We start from the raw sequence: 11,912 nt of genomic DNA on the forward strand, positions 1-11,912 counted from the left end.
TCGCAGGGCAGAGGCTAGCTGCGCGTTGCGGCGGTGTTGGATCACTTCTCTCAAACTCGTCCGCCCTGAGCCTTTGGAAGGGCTGCATTTTCTTCGCTTTTGAGGGTCTAACTCCCTGAACGAAAAGCAGTTCTTAGACAAGCTCAGGACGAGCGGGGTCTGGGGTAAGGTGCAAGCAATCCAACAAAAAGAGGCGCCGCGAACCCGTCGCAGCGCCCCCTTTTCAATCCACACATGGCAAAATGTTCCACGTGGAACATTTGCCGAACGATTACTTCTTCGGTGCGAGATCCAGCACAGCCGCGACCATCGCCCGCGCACCCAGCGTGATGCTTTCGCGCGGCGCGACCTGGAACAGCGGCGAGTGGTGTCCGGCAATCGGTGCACCGCCCGCCTTGGCCGCCGCGATCCGTTCGGGCGTGGTGCCGCCGACCGCAAAGTAATAGCCCGGCACCCCCGGCCCTTCGCCGACGAAATAGGTGAAGTCTTCCGCCCCCATGTTCTTCTGTTCGAACGGCACCACCGCCGCTTCGCCCAGCGCGCGCTTCATCGCGCCGTTCAGGCGGCGCGCCAGCGCAGGGTCGTTGCTGGTGACGGGCGTGCCCTCGATCACCTTGACCGTGACCGGGCGGTTCGCCGGCAGGCCGTTGGCCTCGCCGATATTCACCGCGATCCGCTCGATCGCGGCGATCACCTGCGCGCGGGTCGTCTCGTCATTGGCGCGCACTGTCACCTGCAACTTCGCCTCGTCCGAGATGATGTTATGCTTCGATCCGGCATGGAACGAACCGACCGTGACCACCACCGGCTTCATCGGTGAAATCTCACGCGAATCAATGGATTGCAGCGCAGTGACAATCTGCGAGGCGATATAGACCGGGTCCTTGCCGAGATGCGGCGCGGCCCCGTGCGTGCCGACGCCGGGCACGATGATGTCGATCGAATCCGAGGAGGAATACTGGATCCCCTCCGAGGCCGAAACCTTGCCCGTTTCCAGTTCGGCAGCGACGTGGAAGGCGAGCGCATAGTCGGGCTTGCCGAAGCGGCCATAGAGGTTGTCGGCCATCATCGCCTTGGCCCCGCCGACGCGTTCCTCGGCCGGCTGGACGATGAACATCGCGGTGCCCTTCCACTGGTCCTTGATTGCCATCAGCCGCCGTGCGGTGGCGAGCATCGCGGTGATGTGGGTGTCATGCCCGCAGGCATGCATCACCGGATATTCCTTGCCGTCCTGCCCGGTCTGCATCGCCTTGGAAGCATAGGCGAGGCCGGTCTTCTCCTCGACCGGCAGCCCGTCCATGTCGGCGCGGATCAGGATCAGCGGACCCTTGCCGTTCTTGATGAGCCCGACCACGCCGGTGCCGCCGACACCCTCGGTCACTTCCAGCCCCGCCGCGCGCAGTTCGGCCGCCATCTTCGCCGCCGTGCGGTTTTCGAGGAAGGAGAGCTCGGGGTTCTGGTGGAAATCGAGGAACAGCGGGGCGAGGTAGCTGTCGTATTCCGCCTCGATCGCGCGGGCGGTCGCGGTGTCTTCGGCCAGCGCCGGGCTGGCGATGGCCAGCGCCAGAAGGCTGGCGGCGGCGGTGTGGAACAGGCGCATCGGATTGGTCTCCCCTGGTGACAGAACGCTAGCTAGCCCTGCCTTGGCCCCGCCTGCAAGCGGTGATGCTTTCCCGCCGCGCCGCTTGTCGCTAAGGCGGTAGGAATGATCGCCCGCATCGCCCGCTTCGCCGCCAAGTTCGTCGCCGGATTCATGGTGCTGACCGTGGTGCTGGTGGTGCTGTTCAAATGGGTTCCGGTGCCCGTCACCGCGACCATGGTGATGGACGGCAAGGGCATCACCAAGGACTGGGAAAGCCTCGACAATATCGACCGCAACCTCGTCTCGGCGGTGATCGCGGCGGAGGATTCGCGCTTCTGCGAGCACAGCGGTTTCGATGCCGAGGCGATCGAGCAGGCGATGCGCGAGAACCTCGAAGGCGGTAGGATCCGCGGCGGCTCCACCATCTCGCAGCAGACCGCGAAAAACGTGTTCCTGTGGCAAGGCGGCGGCTTCTTCCGCAAGGGGTTGGAAGCCTGGTTCACCTTCTGGATCGAACTGGTCTGGGGCAAGCGCCGGATCATGGAGGTCTACCTCAACGTCGCCGAAACCGGGATCGGCACCTACGGCGCGGAAGCCGGGGCGCAACGCTATTTCGGCCACTCTGCCGCGCGCCTCAGCCGCGACGAGGCGAGCCGCATGGCCGCCGCCCTCCCCAGCCCGAAGAAGCGCGCCGTGAAGAACCCCGGCGGGTGGCTCGCGCGCCACGGCAACCGCATCGAACGGCGGATCGGCATCGTCAGGCGTGACGGCCTCGATGCTTGCGTCTACAACTGACCGCAGCATGGCCCACGCGCACGCCCATCATGATCATCATCACCATGCCCACGGGCATGACCACGGGCATCACCACCATGCGCCCGCCGATTTCGGCCGCGCCTTCGCCATCGGGATCACGCTCAACCTCGCCTTCGTGCTGATCGAGGCAGGGGCGGGGCTGATCTACGGCTCGATGGCGCTGATCGCCGATGCCGGACACAACCTGTCAGATGTGCTGGCACTGGCGCTCGCATGGATCGCGAGCATCGCCGCCAAGCGCCCGCCACAGGGCCGCTTCACCTATGGCTACAAGAGCTCGACCATCCTCGCCGCGCTCGCCAATGCGCTGCTGCTGGCGGTGGCGATCGGGGCGATCCTGTTTGAAACGCTGCACCGCATGATGAACCCCATCGAACCGCAAGGCATGGCCATGGTCGTGGTTGCCGGGATCGGGATCGGGATCAACGCGTTGACAGCCATGCTGTTCTTGAAGGGCCAGGACGATCTTAACATCCGCGGGGCCTATCTCCACATGATGACCGATGCGTTGGTCTCGCTCGGCGTGGTGGTGGCAGGCGTGCTGATCCTCGTCACCGGGCTGGTGTGGATCGACCCGCTGGTGAGCCTCGTTATCCTCGCCGTGATTGCGTGGGGCACCTGGGGCCTTGCGCGTGACAGCCTAACAATGGGCCTGCTCGCCGCGCCCGCCGGGATCGACCTTGGCGAGGTGCGCCGCCATCTCGCCGGGTTCGAGGGGGTGAGCGCGGTCCACGATCTCCACGTCTGGCCGATGTCGACCACCGAAATCGCGCTGACCGCGCATCTCGTGATGCCCGGCACACCCGCGCCCGACAGCTTCCTGCGCGATGTCGCCGCCTCGCTCCAGGAACGCTTCGGGGTGGGCCATGCGACCTTGCAGATCGAACGCGGCGATGCGCCCTGCGTCCAGCCGTGCGGAGCCGATTGCTGATGGCCGCACGCCCTCGCCCGGCTGACGAGGACGCGCGCGAGGCGCTGCGCGAGGCCATGGCGCGGCTGGCTGCGGGCGACCAGTCCGCGCTGGAGGACATCTATCGCGCCACGCGGGTGAAGCTGTTCGGTATCTGCCTGCGTATCTTGGGCGACAGAAAGGAAGCCGAGGACGCTTTGCAGGACGTCTATGTCAATCTGTGGCAGCGGGCTGACCGCTATGACCCGTCCCGCGCGAGCCCGATCGCGTGGCTGGCGGCGTTTGCGCGCAACCGCGCGATTGACCGCCTGCGCACGGGCAAGGTGCGCGGCGGAGCGGTTCCGGTCGAGGAAGCCGCACCGCTCGCCGATGAAAGCCCGCTCGCCGATATGCTGCTGGTCGATGCCGAGCAGGCGGCCCAGATTCACAAGTGTTTGGGCGCGCTCGACGACCGCACGCAGGGCCACATCCGCGCCGCCTTTTTCGAGGGCAAGACCTATGCCCAGCTCGCCGAAGCTGCCGATGTCCCGCTGGGGACGATGAAAAGCTGGATCCGCCGCGGGCTGATGCGCCTGCGCGCCTGTCTTGAAGCGAGCGAGGCCGTATGAGCACGCCCGACAACACGCCCGAGCCTGAAGTGAACCGCGATGACCCGATGATCGCGGCGGAATGGTCGCTCGGCCTGCTCGAAGGCGAGGAACTGCTCGCTGCGCGCGGGAAGTATGCGACCGATCCGGCCTTCGCCTGGCGCAAGGAATGGTGGGACGACTGGTTCGCCCCGCTGACCGATGCGATTCCGGGCGCGGAGCCGGGGGAACACGTGTGGGGCAGCATCGCCGCCCGCGTCGCCGCCGCGCAGGCAGCAGCGGCTCCGGAAGGCCCGGCGGCCCCAGCGGCCAAAGTCGTCGAACTTCAGGCGAAGGTGCGCCGCTGGCAATGGGTCGCAGGGATATCCTCGATGGCTGCTGCCGTCGCGCTGGCGCTGTTCCTCTCCTCCCCTATCGGCAGCCCCGTCGCGCCGCCCATTCAGGTCGCCGCCGCCGCGCCGATGGTGGCCACGGTGCCGATTGGAGAGACCGGCCTCAGGCTCGATGTCACCTATATCCCCGAAAGCGAAAAAATGCTGGTCGCCGCGATCGGTCTTACGGCTGACGGGGTGCACGATCACGAGTTGTGGCTGGTGCCCGCCGATGGCAGCGCGGTGCAATCGCTGGGCGTGGTGAAGCCGGGCGAAGTCGCGTCGATGACACTGCCCGCCGCGATCACCGCCAAGATGGACGACGGGGCCAAGCTGGTGCTGACCCGCGAGCCGATCGGCGGCAAGCCGGAGGGGCAGGACGCCGGCCCGGTGGTCGCCAAGGGCGCCTTCACCCGCGTCTAAATGGCCGGCGCCTTGCCGCAACAACGCGGCATTTCATCCACCTAAATCGCCGGGATGCATCCGCTGAAACGCGGGGTGCGTAGCTGTTCTTGCAAGCGGGAGGGGCTTGCAGACGTGACGACCCCCGAGAAAAGGAGATCCCCTGTGACCCCCAAGACCACCCTGACTGCCATCGCCGCCGCTGCGCTCGCTGCCACCACCGGCCTCGCCGCAATCCCCGCCCTTGCCCACCAGCATGGCCATCACGCCAGCACCCCCGCCGCGCCGACCATCGTCGATGTCGCAGTGAGCACCGGCGTGCACAACACGCTGGTCGCTGCGGTCAAGGCCGCAGGTCTCGTCGAAACGCTGTCGAGCCCCGGCCCCTTCACCGTTTTCGCGCCCACCGACACCGCCTTTGCCAAGCTCCCCGCAGGCACTGTCGCGACTCTCGTGAAGCCGGAAAACAAGGGCACCCTGACCGGTATCCTCACCTACCACGCGGTGGCGGGCAAGGTGACCAGCTCCGACCTCGTCAAGCTGATCAAGAGCCACGGTGGTGAAGCGACGCTGACCACTGTCGCGGGCGGCAAGCTCAAGGCACGCCTTTCGGGCGACAAGATCGTGATCACCGATGCCGCCGGACGCGCGACTGCGGTGACGCAGGCCGACGTGGTGACCTCGAACGGCGTTGTCCACGTGACCGACGGGGTGTTCCTCCCCGCCTAAGACGAATTCCCGGTTAGCGCCGTCTCTCATCCCCCATCCCCTCCCAATCGAGGGGCGGCGCTTCTCTCGACCCCGTCCGGCCTTCCTCCAGGGCCGGGCGGGGTTTTCGGTTATTGGGGGGAACGTCTTTTCAGCGCTTGTTAGCGCTTTGATCATCTACCGCAGCCGCTTTTGCGGCAATGGCGCGCTTACGGGCCTGTTCAGTGGTATCGGATGTCCATGTTTTCAGCTCGTCAAAAGCAGCCTTAGACGCTGTCTTGTCGCCATTACCCTCACCTCTAAGGTGATGCTTCCCCAGCAGATCCCGGATAAACGAGAAAACAAAAGGCCCCGCTGGGTTGCCCTTGGCAGAAACGATGACAATGCTTGCCCCGTCATCGCAAGCGTAGACGAGCCACTCATTCCCCCCGATCAATCGCTTGTCGGGGCCTACATCGCAGTTCAGCGGAGACGGCTTTTCAGGCCAGCGCCTGACGGTGTCAGCAGAAGCCTGAGTTGCAAGGCACGCCGCTGCTAGGGCAAGCGCGCCTCGCAGCATTAAGCCGCTTCTTCCTTCTTCTCTTCGCCGCCGATCACGCGGATCGGTTCCTTCTTGCCCTCGACCACTTCCTTGTCGATCACGATTTCGGTGACGCCTTCAAGGTCGGGCAGATCGAACATCGTATCGAGCAGCAGGCCTTCGACAATCGAGCGCAGGCCGCGTGCGCCGGTCTTGCGCTTGATCGCGCGCTCGGCGATCGCCTGGAGCGCATCGTCGGTGAAGGTCAGTTCCACATCCTCAAGCTCGAACAGCTTGCGGTATTGCTTCACCAGCGCGTTCTTGGGTTCCTTGAGGATCGTCACCAGTGCCGGAACGTCGAGATCGTGCAGCGTGGCGATCACCGGCAGACGGCCGACGAACTCGGGGATCAGGCCGAACTTGAGCAGATCCTCGGGCTCGGACTTTTCGAGCAGCTCGCCCACGCGGCGCTTGTCCGGATCGGCGACATGCGCGCCGAAGCCGATCGAGCGCTTCTGCAGGCGGTCGGCAATGATCTTGTCGAGGCCGGCAAAGGCGCCGCCGCAGATGAACAGGATGTTGGTGGTGTCGACCTGCAGGAATTCCTGCTGCGGATGCTTGCGCCCGCCCTGCGGCGGAACGGAGGCGGTGGTGCCTTCCATCAGCTTGAGCAGCGCCTGCTGCACGCCCTCACCCGAAACGTCGCGGGTGATCGAGGGGTTTTCGGCCTTGCGGGTGATCTTGTCGATTTCGTCGATGTAGACGATCCCGTGCTGCGCCTTCTCGACATTGTAGTCGGAAGCCTGAAGCAGCTTCAGAATGATGTTCTCCACGTCCTCGCCCACGTAACCGGCTTCGGTCAGCGTGGTGGCATCGGCCATCGTGAAGGGCACATCGAAGGTGCGCGCCAGCGTCTGCGCGAGCAGGGTTTTTCCCGAACCGGTCGGGCCGACGAGCAGGATGTTCGACTTCGCCAGTTCGACGTCGCCCGCCTTGCCGGAGTGCTTGAGCCGCTTGTAGTGGTTGTGCACCGCGACCGAAAGCACGCGCTTCGCGCGGTCCTGCCCGATGACGTAATCATTGAGCGTGGTGAAGATGTCCATCGGCGTGGGGATCTCGCCGTCCTTCTTACCGGCGATCCCTGCCTTGGTTTCTTCGCGGATGATGTCGTTGCACAGCTCAACGCATTCATCGCAGATGAACACGGTCGGGCCGGCAATCAGCTTGCGCACCTCGTGCTGCGACTTCCCGCAGAAGCTGCAGTAGAGGGTGCTCTTGCTATCGGATCCGCTCAATTTGGTCATTCCTGTGTCCTCGAATCCAGCCCTTCACGCAGCGCGCAGGCGGGGCCGGATTCGTCAAGTGTATCGTTGGCACCAGATGAATCAACATATGGCGCAAGAATTCGTGTTGTTACCATAGCGCCCACACACGCCAATGCGCGCGAAAGATAGGCCTTTGCGGTGCCTGTCCCGCTGCGGTGCGGGTCGTCGGCGAAAGCTTATTCAGGCGCGCCGCCCGAACCGTCTTCGCTGCCGGTTTCCTCGCTGTCGGGGCGGGTTTCGAACACCTTGTCCACCAGACCGAAGGCCTTGGCTTCCTCGGCTTCGAGGAAGGTGTCGCGGTCCATCGCCTTCTCGATCTCGTCGAGCGAGCGGCCGGTGAACTTGACGTAGAGATCGTTCATGCGGCTACGGATACGCAGGATTTCGCGCGCCTGGATCTCGATGTCGGAGGCCATCCCGCGCGCCCCACCCGAAGGCTGGTGGATCATGATCCGCGCATTGGGCAGGGCAATCCGCATGCCCGGCTCGCCCGCAGCGAGCAGGAAGCTGCCCATCGAAGCGGCTTGACCGATGCACACGGTCGACACGCGCGGCTTGATGTACTGCATGGTGTCGAAGATCGCGAGGCCGGCAGTCACCACACCGCCCGGCGAGTTGATGTACATGCTGATCGGCTTCGAGGGGTTCTCGCTTTCGAGGAACAGCAGCTGGGCGACGATAAGCGAGGCCATGCCGTCTTCCACCTGCCCGGTGACGAACACGATGCGTTCGCGCAGCAGGCGGCTGAAGATGTCGAAACTGCGCTCACCGCGGCTGGTCTGTTCGACGACCACGGGTACCAGCGCGCCGGTCACCGGATCGCGCGTGAATTGTCCCTGGGTGCCGTAGGTTTCGTGCGAGTTGCCGAACAGATCGATCATGGGAAGTGGGTGTCCTTCATGGGTTTCGATACGGCTATGTCGGACTGAGGGGGGCAATTTCAAGGGCGTTTACCCTGTCCCTGTGAATTGCCGGGGTGATTACGGCGTTTTCCCCCTTGCCGCAGGGCCTGCGCGTGGCAAACCCTGACGTCATGACCTCACGTTTCCTTGCCCGCCCGGCACTCGCCCTCTTGCTGACCACCACCGCAACCGCCGCGCTCGCCGATCCGGGGCATGATGCCGCTGCCGAAGCCGAAGCGCAGCTCGCACGGATTCGGGCGCTCGACGATGCCGGGCCGATGCTCAATTCGGTGATCGTCTACGAACCCGAAGCACCCAACTACGCCAACGAAGTGTCCGAAGGCGTGCCGCTCGGCGGGCGCACTGTGCTGGTGAAGGACAATGTCGAGACCGCCGAATGGCCGACCACGGCGGGCAGCCTCGCGCTCAAGGACAACCTCACCGGCCGCGATGCCCCGATGATCGCCCGCCTGCGTGCGGCAGGCGGCGTGGTGATGGGCAAGACCAACCTTTCCGAATGGGCCAATATCCGTTCGGACAATTCGACCAGCGGATGGAGCGCGGTCGGCGGGCTCACCCGCAACCCCTACGCGACCGATCGCAACACCTGCGGCTCCTCGTCCGGGAGCGGGGCGGCGATTGCGGCGGGGTTTGCCTGGGCTGCGATCGGCACGGAAACCAATGGTTCGATCAGTTGTCCGGCCTCGATCAACGGCCTCGTCGGCTTCAAGCCCAGTGTCGGGATCGTCAGCCGGACCCACGTCGTGCCGATTTCGAGCACGCAGGACACCGCCGGGCCGATGACGAAGACCGTCTATGATGCAGCGCTGCTGCTCACCGCGATTGCCGGTGAAGACCCGGCGGATCCCGTCACGCTCGAGGCCAAACGGGTCAAGGACTATACCGCCGGGCTAGAGACAGCTTCGCTCAAGGGTGTGCGGATCGGCGTGCTGCGCAGCGCGATTGGCAGCCGCGCCGATGTCGCCGCGCTGTTCGAAGCGGCGCTCGCCGATCTGACCCGGGCCGGCGCGGTGCTGGTCGATGTCGAATACGCCCCGCCGGGCGAGCTTTGGGGCGCCTCGTTGCCGGTGCTGCTCTACGAGCTGCGGGTCGAGATGGACAAGTATCTGAGCACCCGCCCGATCAGTGGCGGACCGCGCAGCCTTGCCGATGTCGTCGCGTTCAACAAGAAACATGCCGCGGAGGAAATGCGCTGGTTCGGGCAGGACCTTTTCGAACAGGCGCTCGAAACCACCGACGCGCAGGCCTATGCCAAGAACCTCGCCACGCTGCGCCGCCTGACCCGCGCCGAGGGGATCGACAAGCTGCTGGCCGACAACAAGGTGGCGTTCCTTGTCGCGCCCACGCAAGGGCCTGCGTGGAGTACCGACCTCGTCAATGGCGACAATTTCAACGGGCGCATCGGTGCGGGCTATCTCGCTGCGATTGCGGGCTATCCGCATATCACCGTGCCGATGGGCGCAGTCGAAGGCCTGCCGATCGGCTTCAGCATCATGGGCGGCCAGTGGCAGGACCACGAAGTGCTGAAGGCAGGCGCGGCCTACGAAAAAGCGCGGACAGCCAAGCTGCCCGCGCCTTCGTTCAAGCCATGGGAACCGGCGGGGGAGTGATGCCCCCGCACAGCGCCTGATTACTTCTTGGCAGCGGCCTTCTTGGCCGGAGCCTTTTTGGCTGCCGGCTTTTCAGCCGCATCGTCCGCCTTCTTCGCCGGAGCCTTCTTGGCAGGCGCCTTCTTGGCTGCGGGCTTTTCCTCGGCCGGAGCTTCTTCCGCCTTCTTGGCCGGGGCCTTCTTTTTGGCAGCAGCCTTCTTCGGCGCGGGCGCGGCTTCGGCGGTTTCGTCCGCTTCGATCGCGGCCTGAAGCTCTTCAACAGTCACTTCGCGGGTCGTGACGTCGGCCTTGTCGAACAGGAAGTCGACGACCTTGTCTTCATAGAGCGGGGCGCGCAGCTGGGCAGCGGCCATCGGCTCCGACTGGATGTACTGGACGAAACGCTCACGATCCTCGGCGCGATACTGCATCGCGGCCTGCTGGATCAGCATGTTCATTTCCTGGCCGGTCACTTCCACGCCATTGGCCTGGCCGATTTCCGAAAGCAGCAGCCCCAGACGCACGCGACGCTCGGCGATCGAACGGTATTCGTCCTTCTCGTCCTCGATCTGCTTGAGCGCAGCGGCCGGATCGGCATCGTTGGCCGCTTCCTGCTGGAGCTGGGCCCAGATCTGGGCGAATTCGGCTTCGACCATCGAGCCGGGAACTTCGAAGCTGTGGCCGGCGGCGAGCTGATCGAGCAGCGCGCGCTTCATCTGGGTGCGGGTCAGACCGGCGGTCTGCTGCTCCAGCTGGGCCTTCATGATTTCCTTGAGCTTGTCGAGGCTGTCGAGGCCGAGGCTCTTGGCGAAGTCTTCATCCAGCGTGGTTTCGGTTTCGACCTTCACCGCCTTCACGGTGATGTCGAAGGTCGCTTCCTTGCCCGCGAGATGCGCGGCCTGATATTCGGCCGGGAAGGTGACGGTGATGGTCTTTTCCTGACCGGCCTTCACGCCGACCAACTGGTCTTCGAAGCCGGGGATGAAGGTGCCCGAACCGATAACCAGCGCCGCGTCTTCAGCCTTGCCGCCGTCGAATTCCACGCCGTCGAGCTTGCCGACGAAATCGATGATGAGCTGATCGCCGTCGGCCGCCTTCTTGGTCTTGGGCGCGTCCTTGTAGCTCTTGTTCTGCGAGGCAATGTTGCCGAGCGCTTCGTCAACCTCGGCTTCGGTCACCGGCACGACCAGCTTTTCAAGCTTGAGGCCGTCGATGCTCGGCGCTTCGATTGCGGGGAGCACTTCAAGGCTGACGCTGACGACCGCGTCCTTGCCTTCTTCATAGTCCTCGTTGAGGCCGACCTGCGGCTGCATCGCGGGACGCAGCGCTTCGTCGCGCAGCAGCTTGTCGACCGATTCGCGGATCGTGTCGTTCACCACCTGGCCGTGCAGGGCTTCGCCGTGCATCTTCTTGACGAGATTTGCAGGCACCTTGCCGGGACGGAAGCCGGGCATCCGCACCTGCGGCGCAATCTTCTTGATCTCGGCGTCGATCTTCTTGGCGAGATCGGCGGCGGTGATCGTGATCAGATAGGCGCGCTTGAGCCCTTCGTTGACGGTCTGCTGGGTCTGCATGGGAACTGGTCTGAAGCCTTCTTGCGAATAATTCCGTGAGCCGGGCCGAGAGGTGCGAATTTGGTGCGGGCGAAGGGACTCGAACCCCCACATCTTGCGATGCCAGAACCTAAATCTGGTGCGTCTACCAATTTCGCCACGCCCGCATGCCCGAACGAAGCCGCGCGGGAAGCCGGATAGCTCCCCGCGCGTATCAGCGAGCGCCCTTATCCCCCCTCGCCCAAAAGGGCAAGTGGAACACGCTTGAAGCTGAAGCAAACCACGGATAAGGGCGCGGCCATGACCGAAGAAACCCCCGAAATCGCCCCCCAGACCACCACGAGCGGCGCGGATGTTCCGCCCGATCACCTGTCGGTCAATCCGCGCAGCCCGTTCTTCGACGGCGAATTGCTGCGCCGCGGGGTCGGCATCCGCTTCAAGGGTGCGGTTCGCACCGATATCGAGGAATACTCGATCTCCGAAGGCTGGGTGCGGGTGCAGGTCGGCAAGACCGTTGACCGCAAAGGTCAGCCGCTCACCATCAAGCTCAACGGCCCGGTCGAAGCGTGGTACGAAGACCTCGGCGATAACCCGCCGGTCGCCAAAAAGGGCTAAGGCTTTGGGGG

Annotated in this window: 12 protein-coding genes and 1 tRNA gene; 7 read left to right on the top strand and 6 right to left on the bottom strand. The window is 64.6% G+C overall.

The features are described from left to right. Positions 1 to 271: 271 nt before the first annotated feature. Positions 272 to 1,600, bottom strand: coding sequence for an amidohydrolase (locus BG023_RS13590; protein ID WP_069310916.1), 1,329 nt, complete (start codon positions 1,598 to 1,600; stop codon positions 272 to 274). Between the two features lie 105 nt (positions 1,601 to 1,705). Here BG023_RS13590 and mtgA point away from each other — a divergent pair, with 105 nt between their 5' ends. The 5 genes from mtgA to BG023_RS13615 all read left to right on the top strand — a co-directional run bounded on the left by mtgA (position 1,706) and on the right by BG023_RS13615 (position 5,397). Further along, complete coding sequence (mtgA, locus tag BG023_RS13595; RefSeq protein WP_069310917.1) at positions 1,706 to 2,377, top strand: monofunctional biosynthetic peptidoglycan transglycosylase; 672 nt, start codon at positions 1,706 to 1,708, stop codon at positions 2,375 to 2,377. 7 nt (positions 2,378 to 2,384) lie between these two features. After that, positions 2,385 to 3,329, top strand: coding sequence for a cation diffusion facilitator family transporter (locus BG023_RS13600; RefSeq protein ID WP_069310918.1), 945 nt, complete (start codon positions 2,385 to 2,387; stop codon positions 3,327 to 3,329). Beyond that, a complete protein-coding gene (locus BG023_RS13605) occupies positions 3,329 to 3,916 on the top strand; it encodes a sigma-70 family RNA polymerase sigma factor (RefSeq protein ID WP_069310919.1) in 588 nt (195 codons plus the stop codon). The genes BG023_RS13600 and BG023_RS13605 overlap by 1 nt, the downstream gene beginning before the upstream one ends. Then, entirely contained in the window at positions 3,913 to 4,689 is a 777-nt protein-coding gene (locus tag BG023_RS13610; protein ID WP_069310920.1) for an anti-sigma factor, read from the top strand. Before BG023_RS13605 ends, BG023_RS13610 begins: the two co-directional genes overlap by 4 nt. Before the next feature lie 144 nt (positions 4,690 to 4,833). Then, positions 4,834 to 5,397, top strand: coding sequence for a fasciclin domain-containing protein (locus tag BG023_RS13615; RefSeq protein ID WP_069310921.1), 564 nt, complete (start codon positions 4,834 to 4,836; stop codon positions 5,395 to 5,397). 130 nt (positions 5,398 to 5,527) lie between these two features. Here BG023_RS13615 and BG023_RS14790 read toward each other — a convergent pair whose 3' ends face one another. From BG023_RS14790 to BG023_RS13625, 3 genes are all read right to left on the bottom strand, one after another. Then, entirely contained in the window at positions 5,528 to 5,935 is a 408-nt protein-coding gene (locus BG023_RS14790) for a hypothetical protein (protein WP_150122885.1), read from the bottom strand. Beyond that, positions 5,935 to 7,200, bottom strand: a complete 1,266-nt coding sequence (clpX, locus tag BG023_RS13620) for an ATP-dependent Clp protease ATP-binding subunit ClpX (RefSeq protein WP_069310922.1) — start codon at positions 7,198 to 7,200, stop codon at positions 5,935 to 5,937. The genes BG023_RS14790 and clpX overlap by 1 nt, the downstream gene beginning before the upstream one ends. A 197-nt stretch (positions 7,201 to 7,397) precedes the next feature. Next, positions 7,398 to 8,102, bottom strand: a complete 705-nt coding sequence (locus BG023_RS13625) for an ATP-dependent Clp protease proteolytic subunit (RefSeq protein ID WP_069310923.1) — start codon at positions 8,100 to 8,102, stop codon at positions 7,398 to 7,400. Between the two features lie 152 nt (positions 8,103 to 8,254). Between BG023_RS13625 and BG023_RS13630 the strand changes: the two genes are divergently transcribed. Further along, entirely contained in the window at positions 8,255 to 9,754 is a 1,500-nt protein-coding gene (locus BG023_RS13630; RefSeq protein ID WP_069310924.1) for an amidase, read from the top strand. Between the two features lie 20 nt (positions 9,755 to 9,774). On the opposite strand, the gene tig is transcribed toward BG023_RS13630, so the two are convergent. Together tig and BG023_RS13640 are read right to left on the bottom strand one after the other, a co-directional pair. Further along, positions 9,775 to 11,307 (bottom strand): trigger factor, encoded by a 1,533-nt coding sequence (gene tig / locus BG023_RS13635; protein WP_069310925.1) that lies wholly within the window; start codon positions 11,305 to 11,307, stop codon positions 9,775 to 9,777. A gap of 61 nt (positions 11,308 to 11,368) precedes the next feature. Then, positions 11,369 to 11,453: transfer RNA gene (locus BG023_RS13640), tRNA-Leu, on the bottom strand. Positions 11,454 to 11,586: 133 nt separating this feature from the next. Between BG023_RS13640 and BG023_RS13645 the strand changes: the two genes are divergently transcribed. Beyond that, entirely contained in the window at positions 11,587 to 11,901 is a 315-nt protein-coding gene (locus tag BG023_RS13645) for a DUF3297 family protein (protein ID WP_069311347.1), read from the top strand. Positions 11,902 to 11,912 lie beyond the last annotated feature (11 nt).

Source organism: Porphyrobacter sp. LM 6 (assembly GCF_001720465.1).
Taxonomy (GTDB): Bacteria; Pseudomonadota; Alphaproteobacteria; order Sphingomonadales; family Sphingomonadaceae; genus Erythrobacter.